Origin of the sequence: Ectopseudomonas composti (genome assembly GCF_001567565.1) — a bacterium.
Taxonomy (GTDB): domain Bacteria; phylum Pseudomonadota; class Gammaproteobacteria; order Pseudomonadales; family Pseudomonadaceae; genus Aquipseudomonas; species Aquipseudomonas composti_A.
This window is the reverse complement of record NZ_LSSW01000024.1, coordinates 164278-179401: the sequence shown is the minus strand read 5'-3', so window position 1 is coordinate 179401 and position 15124 is coordinate 164278. Positions and strand designations below refer to the sequence as shown.

General features: G+C 63.8%; 13 protein-coding genes. 8 read left to right on the top strand and 5 right to left on the bottom strand.

Annotation, left to right across the window (positions count from 1 at the left end):
- Positions 1-62 precede the first annotated feature (62 nt).
- Entirely contained in the window at positions 63-1115 is a 1053-nt protein-coding gene (gene dinB / locus PCLY_RS12850) for a DNA polymerase IV (protein WP_082768072.1), read from the top strand.
- Positions 1116-1203: 88 nt separating this feature from the next.
- On the opposite strand, the gene PCLY_RS12845 is transcribed toward dinB, so the two are convergent.
- From PCLY_RS12845 to PCLY_RS12835, 3 genes are all read right to left on the bottom strand, one after another.
- Entirely contained in the window at positions 1204-1602 is a 399-nt protein-coding gene (locus PCLY_RS12845; protein WP_061239972.1) for an META domain-containing protein, read from the bottom strand.
- Positions 1603-1606: 4 nt separating this feature from the next.
- Positions 1607-2038 (bottom strand): hypothetical protein, encoded by a 432-nt coding sequence (locus tag PCLY_RS12840; protein WP_061239970.1) that lies wholly within the window; start codon positions 2036-2038, stop codon positions 1607-1609.
- Between the two features lie 79 nt (positions 2039-2117).
- Entirely contained in the window at positions 2118-4868 is a 2751-nt protein-coding gene (locus PCLY_RS12835; RefSeq protein ID WP_061239968.1) for a response regulator, read from the bottom strand.
- A 120-nt stretch (positions 4869-4988) separates the two neighbouring features.
- On the opposite strand from PCLY_RS12835, the gene PCLY_RS12830 reads away from it, so the two are divergent.
- The 7 genes from PCLY_RS12830 to PCLY_RS12800 all read left to right on the top strand — a co-directional run bounded on the left by PCLY_RS12830 (position 4989) and on the right by PCLY_RS12800 (position 13266).
- Positions 4989-5699 carry a response regulator transcription factor gene (locus tag PCLY_RS12830; RefSeq protein ID WP_061239966.1) on the top strand — a complete coding sequence of 237 codons (711 nt, stop codon included), beginning with the start codon at positions 4989-4991 and terminating at the stop codon, positions 5697-5699.
- A complete protein-coding gene (locus PCLY_RS12825; RefSeq protein WP_061239964.1) occupies positions 5696-7033 on the top strand; it encodes a sensor histidine kinase in 1338 nt (445 codons plus the stop codon). Before PCLY_RS12830 ends, PCLY_RS12825 begins: the two co-directional genes overlap by 4 nt.
- 98 nt (positions 7034-7131) lie before the next feature.
- Entirely contained in the window at positions 7132-8037 is a 906-nt protein-coding gene (gene cysM / locus PCLY_RS12820) for a cysteine synthase CysM (RefSeq protein WP_061239961.1), read from the top strand.
- On the top strand, positions 8037-9395 hold the full coding sequence (gene rlmD / locus PCLY_RS12815; RefSeq protein WP_061239958.1) for a 23S rRNA (uracil(1939)-C(5))-methyltransferase RlmD: 1359 nt from the start codon (positions 8037-8039) through the stop codon (positions 9393-9395). Before cysM ends, rlmD begins: the two co-directional genes overlap by 1 nt.
- A gap of 134 nt (positions 9396-9529) precedes the next feature.
- Entirely contained in the window at positions 9530-11773 is a 2244-nt protein-coding gene (gene relA, locus PCLY_RS12810) for a GTP diphosphokinase (protein WP_061239955.1), read from the top strand.
- A gap of 12 nt (positions 11774-11785) precedes the next feature.
- A complete protein-coding gene (mazG, locus tag PCLY_RS12805; protein WP_061239952.1) occupies positions 11786-12604 on the top strand; it encodes a nucleoside triphosphate pyrophosphohydrolase in 819 nt (272 codons plus the stop codon).
- Between the two features lie 122 nt (positions 12605-12726).
- Positions 12727-13266 carry a DUF2058 domain-containing protein gene (locus PCLY_RS12800; RefSeq protein WP_061239949.1) on the top strand — a complete coding sequence of 180 codons (540 nt, stop codon included), beginning with the start codon at positions 12727-12729 and terminating at the stop codon, positions 13264-13266.
- Between the two features lie 103 nt (positions 13267-13369).
- Here the strand turns inward: PCLY_RS12800 and PCLY_RS12795 are convergent, their stop codons facing one another.
- Together PCLY_RS12795 and PCLY_RS12790 are read right to left on the bottom strand one after the other, a co-directional pair.
- Positions 13370-13642 (bottom strand): Rho-binding antiterminator, encoded by a 273-nt coding sequence (locus PCLY_RS12795; protein ID WP_061239946.1) that lies wholly within the window; start codon positions 13640-13642, stop codon positions 13370-13372.
- Between the two features lie 121 nt (positions 13643-13763).
- Positions 13764-15011 (bottom strand): OprD family porin, encoded by a 1248-nt coding sequence (locus PCLY_RS12790; RefSeq protein WP_061239944.1) that lies wholly within the window; start codon positions 15009-15011, stop codon positions 13764-13766.
- Between the last annotated feature and the right edge of the window lie 113 nt (positions 15012-15124).

The following is a 15124-nucleotide window of genomic DNA, read 5'->3' as shown; positions in this document are numbered from 1 at the left end:
CCTCAAACAACTGTTAGACTTCAGCGAGTTCGACCATATCTGGCGAGGCTTTCGAGGGTGTTGTGCGCAAGATAATTCACGTTGACTGCGACTGCTTTTACGCCGCAATCGAGATGCGTGACGACCCGAGCCTGGCCAATCGTCCGCTGGCTGTGGGTGGTTCGGCCGACCGGCGCGGGGTGATCGCCACCTGCAACTATGAGGCGCGCGCTTATGGCGTGCGCTCGGCGATGTCGTCGCGGCATGCGCTGAAGTTGTGCCCGGACCTGCTGATCGTCAAGCCGCGTTTCGAGGTGTATCGCTCGGTCTCCCGCGAGATTCATGGCATCTTTCGCCAGTTCACCGACCTGATCGAGCCGCTGTCGCTGGACGAGGCTTATCTCGATGTCAGTGATTCGCCACATTTCTCTGGTAGCGCCACACGCATTGCTCAGGAGATTCGCCGCCGCGTGGTACAGGAGCTGCACATCACCGTGTCGGCTGGCGTGGCGCCGAACAAGTTCCTGGCCAAGATTGCCAGCGACTGGCGTAAACCCAACGGGTTGTTCGTCATCACCCCGGATCAGGTCGATGACTTCGTTGCAGAGTTGCCAGTGAACAAGCTGCATGGCGTCGGCAAGGTCACGGCTGACAAGCTGACGCGCCTGGGCATTCGCACCTGCCTGGACCTGCGTGAGTGGAACAAGCTGGCGCTGGTGCGTGAGTTCGGCAGTTTTGGCGAGCGCCTGTGGCGTCTGGCCCATGGCATCGACGAGCGCGACGTAAAGGTCGATAGCCGCCGTCAGTCACTGAGTGTGGAGCACACGTACGATCAGGATCTGCCCGATCTGGAGTCCTGCCTGGAAAAACTGCCGGCACTGCTCGAAGAAATGCACGGCCGCCTGCAGCGCCTCGACGCCAGCTATCGGCCGGACAAGCCCTTCGTCAAGGTGAAGTTCCATGACTTCACCCAGACCACCCTGGAGCAGGCCGGCGCCAGTCTCGATCTGGACAGCTATCGACTGCTACTGAGCAACGCTTTCGCGCGGGGCGACAAGCCGGTGCGGTTGCTTGGGGTGGGGGTCAGGTTGCATGACCTGCGCGGGCGGCAGACGCAGCTGGAGCTGTTCACCTAGTTGCCGCTCGGGGAGGGGCTTTGGCCGCGACTATCGGTAAAGATGTCGCGCGCCCAAGCGCCGCCCTCGGAGTGCGTTTGACCGCCGCTCACTCCGCCCAGAGGCGAATCGGTTTGCCGCTGGCTGGCCACAGTTGCAGCTGGCCGATGTCGTTGAAGTCCCAGCGCTTCACTTCGCCCAGTGCGGCGAGGAAGCGGCGTTCCTGCTCCATCAGTGCGGGTGCGCACATCTTGCGGGTGCTGCCGGGGGCGTCGAAGCCAAGCGTGTCACCTTTGAGCCTGTAGCCAGCGAACCAGTGGTTGCAACCGGCATGTCCGTGAGCGCGGCCATCAGCGGCAAACGTGACGGTCAGGTGGCTGCGGTCGATCAGCGGGCGTTCGCCGATCCATTCGACGCGGTAGCTGCGTTCGGTTTCCAGCTGCGGTGCATCGCTGGCGCAGCCCGCCAGAGTCGCGGCGAGCAGAGCGAGGGGCAGGGCGCGGTACATGGTCTCAGGCCTCCTGGCAGGTGCGGCATAGGTGACGACCGGCATCGTGGCGCCAGCCCAGCTCGGCGATACGGGCTTCGGCGGCGGGCGCTTGCGCGGCTTTGCCGAGGGCTGCATCGACGGCGAATTCGAAGTCCAGTTGCTTGCCGCAAGCGTCGCAGTTCACCTGCCAGTTATGAATGGCCAGTTCCTTGAACTGCGGGCCCTTGCACACCGCCAGCCATTGGCCGGGCGGATTGATCAGGTGACGGACTTTTTCCACGTCCAGGCGCATGTGCAGGTCGCGGCTGCCCTTGAGGGTGACCAGCAGTGCATCGCCTGCCTTGATCGAGCCGCCGTTGCCGGTGACCTGATAACGGCCTGGTGCCAGAGCGCGGCATTCGGTGAGCGTGTGTTGCGGGTTGAGCAGGGAATAACGGAAATCGTGTTCGGCCATGGGTCCTCCGGATCAGCCGGCATGCTATCACGCGGCGCTCTCGACCTCATCGCTCGAGGTCGTCACCCATGGCGCATCTTCAGGCGCTCTGGGCCGCCGCTTCGGTCAGGCGCGTGATCGCCGCATCCAGTTCATCGAGGGCTCGCTGGGCCTCGGGATCGTCCTGCTTGAGAAGTGTCTCACTGCGCTGGCAGGCCGCACGTAGCTGCGGCACGCCGCAGTAGCGAGTGGCCCCATGCAGGCGGTGAACCCGTTCGATCAAGGCCGTGCGCTCGCCGGTATCGCGGGCCTGACGGATCGCCTGGCGATCACCGGCCAGACCTGCCAGCAGCATGCTCAGCATGTCGGCGGCCAGATCGGCCTTGCCGGCTGCCAGGCGCAGGCCTTCTTCGGCGTCGAGCACCTTGGGTTGCGCCTGGGATGGCGCAGGTGGCGCGACCTTGTGAGTCGGTTGGTTACGCAGATTCAGGCCGGTCCATTTGAGCACCACCTGGGCCAGCTGGCGTTCGTTGATCGGCTTGGTCAGGTAGTCGTCCATGCCGCTTCGCAGCAGGGCGCGCTTCTCGTTGGCCAGGGCATGGGCCGTGAGCGCGATGATCGGCGTGGCGCTGCGGCTCTGATCGCTCTCCCACTGGCGAATCGCCTCGGTGGCTTCGCGACCATCCATGCCGGGCATTTGCACGTCCATGAACACCAGGTCGAAGCTGCCTTGCTGGACCGCTTCTATCGCGGCGTACCCGCTGTCGACGGCTGTGACCTGAGCGCCAAGGTCGTCGAGCAGCGTCTGCACCAACAGCAGGTTGGCCGGGTTGTCGTCGACGCACAAAATCTGTGGCCGGCGGGTATCGCTGATCGCCGCCGGTTCGCTGGCCGAGCGCTGCGGGTTGACCATTTCGACCAGGGCCTTGTGCAGCTTGCGCGTACAAGGGGGTTTGGCCTGCAGCTGGTTGTAGGCGTCGGGTAGCGATTCGTGAAACAGGCTCAGTTCGGTGGTCGGGCACAGCACCAGTGCCTTGCAGCCAAGCCGGTCGAGGTCCCGTATCCGTTGGCCAAGGCTGTCCGGCGGCAGCTGGCTGGCAGTGATGCCCAGCACTGCCAGGCTTAATGGACGCTCACGATTGTGCTGGTTGTTCACCGCCTCGAAGAGCTGGCCGGGATCGGAGAAACTCTCGACCTCCAGGCCGCAGTCCTCGAGCAGGTGGGCCAGCGCCTGGCGGGCCAGTTCGTGACTCTCCAGCACTGCCACGCGCCGACCCTGGAGGGCTGCACGCGGCAGGTCTTCGGCGTCGTCGCGAGCCTTGGGCAGGGTCAGGGTGATCCAGAATTCCGAGCCTTCGCCCGGGGTGCTGTCGACCCCGATCTCACCACCCATCTGCTCGATCAGGCGCTTGGAAATCACCAGGCCGAGGCCGGTGCCGCCGGCCTGGCGGCTGAGTGAGTTGTCGGCCTGGCTGAAGGACTGGAACAGCGCGCGCAGGTCGTCGTCCGACAGGCCGATGCCGGTGTCCATCACGCTGATGCGCAGCTGCGCGCTGTCGGCGTTCTCGTCCTCGACCATGGCACGCATGACGATGGTGCCTTCGCGGGTGAACTTGATCGCGTTGCTGACCAGGTTGGTCAGCACCTGTTTCAGACGCAGCGGGTCGCCGCGCAGGGCCAGCGGAGTGTCGCGGTAGATCAGGCTGACCAGCTCCAGCTGTTTTTCGTGGGCCGCAGGGGCGAGAATGGTCAGGGTGTCCTGCAGCAGGTCGCGCAGGTTGAACGGGATGGATTCGAGCACCAGCTTGCCGGCCTCGATCTTGGAGAAGTCGAGTACCTCGTTGATGATGCCGAGCAGGTTGTCGGCGGATTTCTCGATGGTCGACAGGTAGTCCTGCTGACGCGGGCTGAGCTCGCTCTTCTGCAGCAGGTTGGTGAAACCGAGAATGCCGTTGAGCGGCGTGCGTATCTCGTGGCTCATGTTGGCCAGGAACTCGGACTTGATGCGGCTGGCTTCCAGGGCCTCCTTGCGCGCGAAGTCCAGCTCGATGTTCTGGATCTCGATGGTCTCAAGGTTCTGGCGCACGTCTTCGGTGGCCTGTTCGATGCTGTGCTGCAATTCTTCCTGGGCGTTCTGCAGGGCTTCGGCCATGCGATTGATGCCCGAAGCCAGCTCGTCCATCTCATGACTGCCCAGCGGTGGCAGGCGGGTTTCCAGGTTGCCGTCCTTGAGTTGGGCGACTCCGGCCTTTATCGCGCGCAGCGGAGCGTTGATGCTGCGGCTCATGCGCAGGGCGAGCAGGGCGGTCACGGCCAGGCCACCGACGATCAACAGCAGGCTGGCGAACAGGCTGCGATAGCCGCTGAGCAGCGTGCCCTGATGCGAGAGTTCCAGCTCGACCCAGCCGAGCAGTTCGAGTTGGCGGTCCTCGCCGAGGTTGTCGCTGAGTACCAGGTGTTGGTCGTAGACCGGCAGGAGAAAGCGCGTGGCATCCTGGCCACTGAGCAGGCTGACGCCCGGCTGGCCGCTGGGCGAGGGATTGAGCATGCTGGGCCCGGCGTGTGCCAGGGCTTCACGTTGCGGGGCGAGAAAGCCGACCGCACGCACGTCCGGGTGCTCCAGCGCCTGCTGAGCGATGCGCTCGAGTTTTTTCACATCCTTGTGTTGCAGCGCCGGAGCCGCCAGGGGCGCCAAGTGTTCGACCAGCATTTCACCGCGTTGCAGCAATTGAGCCTGCAAGTCCGAGAGCTGCACCCAGGTGAAATAACCGCCCAGCACCAGGGCCAGCAGGCTGCTGGGCAGCAGGGTGAGCAGCAGCACGCGGCCTTTGATGCTGAGATCCTTGAACACGATTTTCCTCCTTCAGGACATCTGGCCAGTGTAGCGATTCGACGCGGCGGAATCTCCAGGTGAGAGATTGTTGTTTAATAGATAGAATTGTTCGCATTCAATATCTATCGGTTTACCGTCATGCTGACCCGCTTGCCTCCCTCGGCCCGCATCCTTGCCGTCGAGGATGACCCTTTGCTCGCTGGTCATGTGCAGTCGCATCTACTGGGCTGCGGGTTTGACGTGACCCTGAGCCATGACGGCCGCGAAGGGTTGCGATTGGCCGAAAGCGAAGATTTCGATCTGGTGCTGATGGACATCCTCCTGCCCGGCATCGATGGCCTGCAGGCTTTGCAGCGTCTGCGCCAGCGCCGCAGTGTGCCGGTGCTGCTGATGTCGGCTCTGGGTGATGAGCAGAATCGCATCGCCGGCTTCAGCCAGGGCGCCGACGATTATCTGCCCAAGCCTTTCAGCCTGGGTGAGCTGAGCGTGCGGGTCGAGGCGATTCTGCGTCGAGTCGCCTACGAGCGCCGCGAGCAGCAGCCCAACGCCTCCGGGGATGGCTTGCAGTTCGATGAAGGGCGCAGCGATGTTGCCTTCTGCGGCACCTGGGTTGGCCTGACGCCCAGCGAGTACCGGGTGCTGGAGTTGCTCTGGCGGCATCGCGACGAGGCGCTGAGCAAGCCCTTCCTTTATCAGCAGGCGCTGCGCCGTGCCTATTCGCAGCATGATCGCAGCCTGGATATGCACGTCAGCCACATTCGGCGCAAGTTGCAGGCGGTCGGCTATGAGGCGGCGCGTGTGGATACCGTCTGGGGCAAGGGCTACCTCCTTACGCAGGCTCTGGCATGAACCTTCCGGGGCGACATTCGCTGCTCTGGCGACTGGCCGGCGCCCTGGCCTTGTTCTGCCTGCTGCTGGTCAGCCTGCATGTGGATGTGGGGCGAATGCTGCTCGATACGACCTCTTATCTGCCCGAGTCGAGCCGGCAGATTCTCAGGGACGAGGCTCGCCAGGCCGAAACGGCCTGGCGGGATGGCGGGGCGTCAGGCGTCGATGCCTATCTACAGAATCTGCACCAGCGCGAGCAGGTCTGGGCTGTGGTGGTCGATGAGCACAAGCACTCGCTGGGCTCGCGGCCGCTGACCCGTGAAGAAGAGCAGCGCCTGGATTTCGTGCGCAAGCTGGATTTTTCCGTGGGCCGGCCGGGTACGACGCCGACTTTCTACCTGCCTTTCAGCGATTCCAGCGCACGACTGGTCATGCAGTTGCCGCAGCGCTTGAACCCACGTCAGTACAACCAACTGTGGGAGGTGCTCCTGCAACGGGTGTTGCCAGCGGTGCTTGCCGTGGTCGTGGCACTGCTGCTGTATCGACTGTTGATCGCTCCCTTGGCGATCCTGCGGCGCCAGGCTGCCGCGCTGAGCGCAGGGGACCTGTCCGCCAGGCTTGGCCCACCGGTTACCCGGCGCCGGGATGAGCTGGGTGAGCTGGCGCGAAGTTTCGATCATATGGCCGAGCGTCTGCAGGGTACGGTCGCTTTTCAGCGCAAGCTGTTGCGCGACTTGTCCCATGAGTTGCGCACCCCGCTGAGCCGCCTGCGCGTGGCCGGAGAAAACGAGCGCGATGGCGATGCGCTGCGCCAGCGCCTGGCGCGTGAAGTGGACGCGATGGAAAAGCTGGTCGGCGACGCACTGGAGCTGGTCTGGCTGGACACGGAGCGGCCACAACTGCCCAGTGAAGACGTGGATGTGGTCAGGCTGTGGGATGTACTGCGTGAGAACGCCGGCTTCGAAACCGGCTGGCCGCATACGCGCATGCCCTGTGAGCTGCCGGCGGATTGCCGGGTGCGCGGCAACCTCAATGGCCTGGCGCAGGCCCTGGAAAACGTCCTGCGCAATGCCATCCGTCATTCGCCAGATGGCGGCGTGGTTCGCCTGGGTGGTCGACTTGAAGGCAATAAATGGCTGTTGTGCATCGAGGATCAGGGCTCGGGCGTGGCCGAGGGTGAACTGGAGACCATCTTCCGTCCCTTCACTCGCCTCAGCGCCGCCAGGCCGGGTGGCGACGGTTTCGGCCTGGGCCTGGCCATTGCCCGCAGGATGATCGAGGCACAAGGCGGGCGTGTCTGGGCCGAGAACGGGCGCCCAGGGTTGCGCATCCATATGCACTTGCCGGCGGCCTGATCACGGCGCACAACGGCTGGTTACGTTCGCTGGGTGATGCCGCGACGGGTTCGGCGTATCATGACGCCCCTTCGCGTCAGTCTGGATTCGAGCGACCCATGACCCTGCAATTCCCCACCATTGCCGACTGCATCGGTAATACCCCTCTGGTACGTCTGCAACGCCTGGGCGGTGACACCAGCAACACGCTGCTGGTCAAGCTGGAAGGCAACAACCCGGCGGGCTCGGTCAAGGACCGTCCGGCCTTGTCGATGATCAACCGCGCCGAGTTGCGTGGTGCCATCCAGCCGGGTGACACCCTGATCGAAGCCACCAGCGGCAACACCGGTATCGCCCTGGCCATGGCCGCGGCGATCAAGGGTTACAAGATGATCCTGATCATGCCGGACAACTCCACCGCCGAGCGCAAGTGGGCGATGACCGCCTATGGCGCCGAGCTGATCCTGGTCAGCAAGGAAGAGGGCATGGAAGGCGCACGCGACCTGGCCGAGAAACTGCAGGCCGAGGGGCGTGGCAAGGTGCTCGATCAGTTCGCCAACGGCGACAATCCCGAGGCGCACTACAGCGGTACTGGCCCGGAAATCTGGCGCCAGACCGGTGGGACCATCACCCATTTCATCAGCTCGATGGGCACCACCGGCACCATCATGGGCACCTCGCGCTACCTCAAGGAGCAGAACCCGGCGATCCAGATCGTCGGTCTGCAGCCGCAGGAAGGCTCGGCCATTCCCGGTATCCGCCGCTGGCCGCAGGAATACCTGCCGAAGATCTATCAGGCCGAACGGGTCGATCAGGTCATGGACATGGGCCAGGCCGAAGCCGAACAGGTCATGCGGCGCCTGGCGCGGGAAGAGGGCATCTTCTGTGGTGTGTCTTCCGGCGGCTCGGTGGCCGGCATGCTGCGCCTGTCGCAGCAGCTGGAAAACGCGGTATTGGTGGCGATCATCTGCGACCGCGGCGACCGCTATCTGTCCACCGGCGTTTACGAAGAACCGGCGCACTGATGGCCAGACGCAGCTCCAACCTGCGCTTTCAGCCCAGCGGCGGCACTCGTGCGGCGCAGGTTCCGGTGGGCAAGAAGCAGAAGCTGTCCATCGAGCGCCTGGCTGGTGACGGTCGCGGTATCGCGTTCGAAGGCGGGCGAACCTGGTTCGTCAGCGGTGCACTGGCGGGCGAACAGGTCGAGGCACGGGTGCTCAGCGCGCGCAGCCAGACCATCGAAGCGCGCGCCGAAAGGATCATCGCCGCCAGCAACGAGCGCCGTGAGGCGCCTTGCGTACACGCCGATCGTTGCGGCGGCTGCAACCTGCAACATATGCCTCATGCCGATCAACTTGCCCTGAAACAGCGCACGCTGGCCGAGCAGCTTTCACGTCTGGGCGGCGTGCAGCCGGATGAGTGGGCACCGCCGCTGGTCGGCGCGGAGTTCGGCTACCGCCGTCGTGCGCGCGTTGCCGTGCGCTGGGACGCCAAGGGGCGTCAGCTGCAGGTCGGGTTCCGCGCCGAGGCCAGTCAGGACATCGTTGCCATCGACCACTGCCTGGTGCTGGTACAGCCCTTGCAGCCCATTTTCAAGGCACTGCCGGCCTTGTTGTGCAGCCTGGACAAGCCGCAGGCCGTCGGGCATGTGGAGTTGTTCAGTGGTACTGCCGAAGCGCTGTTGCTGCGCCATACCAGCAGCTTGAGCGAGGCTGACCTGGGCCGCCTGCGCACGTTCTGCAGCGAGCATCGTGCGCAATTATGGCTGCAGGGTGAGGGGCTACCGCAGCCTGACGAGCAAGCCGCCGAGCTGGGTTTCATGCTTGAGCGTTGGCAGCTGCAGTTGGCCTATCGGCCGGGTGACTTTGTACAGGTCAATGGTCTAGTCAACCAGGCGATGGTTGCTCAGGCGCTAGACTGGTTGTCAGTGCAGCCTGGTGAGCGGGTGCTGGATCTGTTCTGTGGCCTGGGTAATTTCGCCTTGCCACTGGCCCGGCAGGCGGCTGAGGTAGTGGCAGTGGAGGGCGTCGAGGCGATGGTGCAGCGTGCCGCTGGCAACGCGCAGAACAATGGTTTGGGCAACGTGCACTTTTTCCATGCCGACCTGTCCAAGCCGCTGGCCGACGAGACCTGGGCGCGTGGCGGTTTTACCGCAGCGCTGCTCGATCCGCCGCGCGATGGCGCGTTGCAGGTGGTACGCGGGATGACGCAGTTGGGCGCGCGGCGCCTGGTCTATGTATCCTGCAACCCGACCACGCTGGCGCGCGATGCCGCCGAGTTGCTGGAGCAGGGTTATCGCCTGCGCCGCGCCGGGATTCTCGACATGTTTGCGCAAACGGCGCATGTCGAGGCGATGGCTCTGTTCGAGAAACCCGAGGCCTAGGCCTCGGGCCAAAGCGGTACGTTCGGTACCGCAGGGATGCGCAGGACGCGCATTCTTTCAGTTAATCCGACCGGCTCAGAGAAGGCCGGCGACTGCTCGGTGCACCGTATGCGCACCGTAGGGAAGGTAAGACGATGGTTCAGGTGAGAGCGCATCAGCCGGTCAACGATGACGGCAGCATCAACCTCGAGGCCTGGTTGCAGCACGTTACCCGCGTCGATCCGGCGCTGGATCGTCAGGCGCTGCAAGAGGCCTGCGAATTCGCCCGTGATCTGGAGCAGCAGGCCAACACCACCGAGCATCACTGGAGCGAGGGCGCTTCGACATTCCGCGCCGGTCTCGACATCGCGGAAATCCTCGCCGATCTCAAGCTCGATCAGGACTCACTGGTCGCCGCGGTCATCTATCGCGGCGTGCGCGAGGGCAAGATTACCCTGGCCGCCGTGCACCAACGCTTCGGTCCGGTGGTGGCCAAGCTGATCGAAGGCGTGCTGCGCATGGCCGCGATCAGCGCCAGTATCAATCCGCGTGAATCGGTAGTGCTCGGCTCGCAGACGCAGGTCGAGAACCTGCGCAAGATGCTGGTGGCCATGGTCGATGACGTGCGCGTGGCCTTGATCAAGCTGGCCGAGCGCACCTGCGCCATCCGTGCGGTCAAGGAAGCCGACGAGGAGAAGCGCCAGCGTGTCGCGCGCGAAGTGTTCGACATCTATGCGCCGCTGGCTCACCGCCTGGGCATCGGTCATATCAAGTGGGAGCTGGAGGACCTGTCCTTCCGTTACCTGGAGCCGGAGCAGTACAAGCAGATCGCCAAGCTGCTGCATGAGCGCCGTCTGGATCGCGAGCAGTACATCAACGATGCCATGGCGCACCTGCGCCAGGAGCTGGAAGCTACCGGTATCAAGGCCGACATCAGCGGCCGGGCGAAACACATCTATTCGATCTGGCGCAAGATGCAGCGCAAGGGCCTGCAGTTCAGCCAGATATACGACGTGCGCGCGGTGCGCGTGCTGGTGCCGGAGATGCGCGACTGCTACACCGCGCTGGGCATCGTGCACACCCTGTGGCGGCACATTCCCAAGGAGTTCGACGACTACATCGCCAACCCCAAGGAAAACGGCTATCGCTCGCTGCACACCGCCGTGCTCGGCCCGGAAGGCAAGGTGCTGGAGGTGCAGATTCGCACCCACGCTATGCACGAGGAAGCCGAGCTGGGGGTTTGCGCGCACTGGCGCTACAAGGGTACCGACGTCAAATCCGGCTCTAACCACTATGAAGAGAAGATTTCCTGGCTGCGTCAGGTCATCGAGTGGCACGAGGAACTGGGCGATATCGGCGGCCTGGCCGAACAGCTGCGCGTCGATATCGAGCCGGACCGGGTCTACGTCTTCACCCCCGACGGGCATGCCATCGACCTGCCCAAGGGCGCCACGCCGCTGGACTTTGCCTACCGCGTGCACACCGAGATCGGTCACAACTGCCGAGGCGCCAAGATCAACGGCCGCATCGTGCCGCTGACCTACAGCCTGCAGACCGGTGAGCAGGTGGAGATCATCACCAGCAAGCAGGGCTCGCCGAGCCGTGACTGGCTCAACCCCAACCTGGGCTACGTCACCACCAGCCGCGCTCGGGCGAAGATCGTGCACTGGTTCAAGCTACAGGATCGCGACCAGAACGTCGCCGCCGGCAAGCAGTTGCTCGAGCGCGAACTGGCACGTATGGCCCTGGTCGGTGCGGACTTCGACAAGCTGGCCGAGAAGGCCAACCTGAAAACCGCCGATGACCTGTTCGCCTCCCTGGGTGCCGGCGACGTGCGCCTGGCCCATGCGGTCAATCTGGCGCAGCAACTGGTCGAGCCGGAGCGCGGCAACGAGCAGCTGGAGCTGATCCCACGCAAGGCTCAGGGCTTCAAGCCGGGCAAGCGTGGCGACATCCAGATCCAGGGCGTCGGCAACCTGTTGACGCAGATGGCGGGTTGCTGCCAGCCGCTGCCGGGCGACCCCATCGTCGGTTACATCACCCTCGGCCGCGGCGTCACCATTCACCGCCAGGATTGCCCCACGGCGCTGCAGCAGACTGCGCGCGAGCCGGAACGCATGATCCAGGTGAGCTGGGGGCCGGTGCCGGTGCAGACCTATCCGGTGGAGATCGTCATCAAGGCCTACGACCGTTCCGGTCTGCTGCGTGACGTCACCCAGGTGCTGCTCAACGAGAAGCTCAACGTACTGGCGGTCAACACCCGCTCGAACAAGGAGGACAACACCGCCTCCATGTCGATCACCGTGGAGATTCCGGGGCTCGATGCCCTGGGCCGCCTGTTGGCGCGTATCGGTCAGTTGCCCAATATCATCGAGGCGCGTCGTCACCGCGTGGCGTAACAGGACGTATTCATGTACCAACTCGATGACCTGCTGCACCTGATGGCTCGTCTGCGCGATCCGCAGCATGGCTGCCCGTGGGATCTGAAGCAGAGCTACGCGAGCATCGTGCCTTACACCCTGGAGGAGGCCTACGAGGTCGCCGACGCCATCGAGCGTGGCGACTTCGATCACTTGCCGGGCGAACTCGGTGACCTGCTGTTTCAGGTGGTCTACTACAGCCAGCTGGCGCAGGAGGAGGGGCGTTTCGACTTCGCCCGAGTGGTCGATGCCATCACCACCAAGCTGATTCGCCGCCACCCGCATGTGTTCCCCGATGGTGATCTGTACGGCGCGCCGGACGCGGCGAAGCTGGAGGAGGCTGCGGTCAAGCAGCGCTGGGAAGAGCTCAAGGCGCAGGAGCGCGCCGAGAAGGCCGCTGCGCCCGAGCAGCTTTCCTTGCTCGATGATGTACCGACCGCGTTGCCGGCGCTGTCGCGCGCGGCCAAGCTGCAGAAACGTGCTGCCCAGGTCGGCTTCGACTGGCCCGAAGCCTTGCCGGTGGTGGACAAGGTGCGCGAAGAGCTGGATGAAGTGCTCGAAGCCATGAGCGAGAACGATGCCGAGGCAGTGGCCGAGGAAATCGGCGACCTGCTGTTCGTCGTTAGCAACCTGGCGCGCCACCTGAAAGTCGACCCGGAAGCGGCGCTGCGCGCGGCCAACGGCAAGTTCGAGCGGCGCTTTCGCTTTATCGAACAAAGCGTGCGTGAAGCGGGGCGCAGCATGGACGGCTGCTCGCTGGAGGAGCTGGACGCCCTGTGGGGCGAGGCGAAGAAGCTGGAGAAGATGTAGCACGCATCATGCGCCGATCCGGGCTGGAGCGGTGGCCGCTTAGCCCTTATGCTGGGCGCCTTGGACTGGCAGCGCGAATTTGCGTCACTGCCGCAACACAATCATGTTCGGGATTTTTAGTCATGGGTCTTTCCCTGCGCGACCAGCTGCTCAAAGCCGGCCTGGTCAATGAAAAACAGGTCAAGCAGGCTGGCAAGCAGCAGCAGAAGCAGAAACGTCTGGCGCACAAGGGCCAGGCCGAGCTGGACGACACTGCGCGTCAGGCTGCGGTGCAGGCGCAGGCCGAGAAGGCGGCGCGTGACCAGGAGCTGAATCGTCAGCAGCAGGAAAAAGCCGAGCAGAAGGCGCGTACGGCGCAAGTCAAACAACTGATCGAGCGTTCGCGTCTGCCCAAGCTCGACGGCGAGGATTACTACAACTTCGTCGATGACAAGAAGGTCAAGCGCCTGCCGGTCAATACCATGGTGCGCAACAAGCTCTCCAACGGCTGGCTGGCCATCGTGCGTCATGGTGGTGGTTACGAGATCATCCCGCGCGAGGCTGCGTTGAAGATCCAGGAGCGCGACGCTTCGCGCATCGTCCTGCTCAACACCCATGTCGAAGAGCCGGATGCCGACGATCCTTACGCGGCCTATCAGATCCCCGACGACCTGATGTGGTAACGCTGCGTTACTGCACGCTCGCGTAGGGTGTGCTGTGCGTACCGCGGGTTGATGCGATTGGCGCTGGGGTGCGTGGCGCACCCCAGCGCTAGCCGAGTCGCATTCAGCAGCTGTTGCCGCCCAGCAGCACCCGGCCAAAGCTGGCACCTGCATCCTGCGGGGTGATCGCCAGCAGGTGGTCCATGCGCAGGCGCTGTTCGCCGTCCGCTGTACGTACCAGCAGAAATTCTCCCTTGCTCGCTATCGTTTCGGTGGTCAGTGCCTGGCCCTGCAGGCGAGTGCCGTCGACCAGCTCGATATCCAACTGATAGCGATGCATGCAGGCAATCTCCAGATAATCGTAGAGATCGCAGGCCAGGGGCTGGTAGTCGTCCATCGAGTCGTCCTCCGCGCAGGTTTCAGCCTAGCCGAGAAGTGATTCTGGCTGCTTTCCCGTGGCGATAAAAAACGCCGCAACCCGATACCGGCGTTGCGGCGCTTTTTTTCGCGGATGCGCGTTACATCAGCGGAATGGTGTAGCTGACGATCAGGCGATTTTCGTCCAGATCACCGATGCTCGCGTTGGAGCGCACCATCGCGTTACGCCAGCGCACGCCCAGGTTCTTCAGTGGGCCTTGCTGGATGATGTAACTGATGTCGACGTCGCGCTCCCATTCCTTGCCACTCGCGCCGCCGACGCCGTCGAAGCCATCGCCGGTGACGTAGCGAACGAAGGCGCTCAGCCCCGGGATGCCGTAGCTGGCGAAGTTGATGTCATAGCGGGCCTGCCAGGATTTCTCATCCTTGCGGGTGAAGTCGAGAATCTGCAGGTAGTTGACGATGTAGGGATCGGTTTCGCTCAGGAAGGGGAAGGCGTTGTCGCCGCCGACCTTCTGGTAGCCCAGGCGGAAAGTGTGGGCGCCGATACCGGCCCAGAGATTGACCGAGGTGAGGTCGTTGTCCACGTCGCCGCCGAGCTTGCGGCCGTTGTCCTGGGAGTCGAAGTAGGCCAGGTTGGCGCCCAGCTTCCAGTCGCCAATCGGCTGCACGTGGATAAGGTTGTAGAGCTTCTGGTCGTAGATGTCTTGCAGCTCGCCGTACCACAGGCCGACGGTGGTATTGCCGCCATTGAACTTGTAGTCGCCGCCGCCGAAGTTGTAACGGTCGCTCTTGCCGCCGACGTTGCTGGCGGTGATGTCCTGGCTGTCGGTGGAGTTGCGGAAGTTCACTTCACGCAGCTGACCGCCATTGAGCGTCAGCCCGGCGAATTCCTGCGAGGTGATCATGCCGCCGTTGAAGACTTGCGGTAGCAGGCGCGAGTCGCCGGAGGACACGATAGGCAGCTTGGGCATCAGGCCGCCAACCTTGCCGACCGTCTTTGAAATACGCACTTTGACCGCGCCGGTCGCCTCTGAATACTCGTCCGGGCCTTCATCGCCAAAACCGTTGGGCAGCAGGTTGGTGCCGGCGCGGTCGTCCGAGGAGTCGAGCTTCAGGCCCAGGCCCGCGTAAGCGTCCAGACCAAAGCCGACGGTGCCTTCGGTAAAGCCGGACTCGGCCTTGAGGATGAAACCCTGCGCCCATTCCTCACGCTTGGACTGCTGCGCGGCTGTGGTGTCGCGCAGGTCACGGTTCATATAGAAGTTGCGAAGTTCGAGGGTGGCCTTGCTGTCACCGATGAAGTCGGCCTGTGCCAGGCTTGGTAGGGTGAGGCTGGCGCCCAGCGTGGCGAGGGCCACGGCGCGGGCGAGGGGAGTCTTGCTCATTATTGTTGTCTCCTCGTTGTTATAAGCAGGTCGGCCACGAAATGACCGGCCAGTTACGGCGCGGTGAAATAAAGCATTTCACCTGCGAGTCGACTGTAAGACTTTAGTCTGTC

Bases quoted from the DNA above. Each gene is read 5' to 3' on its own strand.
- PCLY_RS12845 (WP_061239972.1), bottom strand. From the start codon at position 1,602: ATGTACCGCGCCCTGCCCCTCGCTCTGCTCGCCGCGACTCTGGCGGGC.
- PCLY_RS12840 (WP_061239970.1), bottom strand. From the start codon at position 2,038: ATGGCCGAACACGATTTCCGTTATTCCCTGCTCAACCCGCAACACACG.
- PCLY_RS12830 (WP_061239966.1), top strand. From the start codon at position 4,989: ATGCTGACCCGCTTGCCTCCCTCGGCCCGCATCCTTGCCGTCGAGGAT.
- PCLY_RS12825 (WP_061239964.1), top strand. From the start codon at position 5,696: ATGAACCTTCCGGGGCGACATTCGCTGCTCTGGCGACTGGCCGGCGCC.
- cysM (WP_061239961.1), top strand. From the start codon at position 7,132: ATGACCCTGCAATTCCCCACCATTGCCGACTGCATCGGTAATACCCCT.
- rlmD (WP_061239958.1), top strand. From the start codon at position 8,037: ATGGCCAGACGCAGCTCCAACCTGCGCTTTCAGCCCAGCGGCGGCACT.
- relA (WP_061239955.1), top strand. From the start codon at position 9,530: ATGGTTCAGGTGAGAGCGCATCAGCCGGTCAACGATGACGGCAGCATC.
- mazG (WP_061239952.1), top strand. From the start codon at position 11,786: ATGTACCAACTCGATGACCTGCTGCACCTGATGGCTCGTCTGCGCGAT.
- PCLY_RS12800 (WP_061239949.1), top strand. From the start codon at position 12,727: ATGGGTCTTTCCCTGCGCGACCAGCTGCTCAAAGCCGGCCTGGTCAAT.
- PCLY_RS12795 (WP_061239946.1), bottom strand. From the start codon at position 13,642: ATGGACGACTACCAGCCCCTGGCCTGCGATCTCTACGATTATCTGGAG.
- PCLY_RS12790 (WP_061239944.1), bottom strand. From the start codon at position 15,011: ATGAGCAAGACTCCCCTCGCCCGCGCCGTGGCCCTCGCCACGCTGGGC.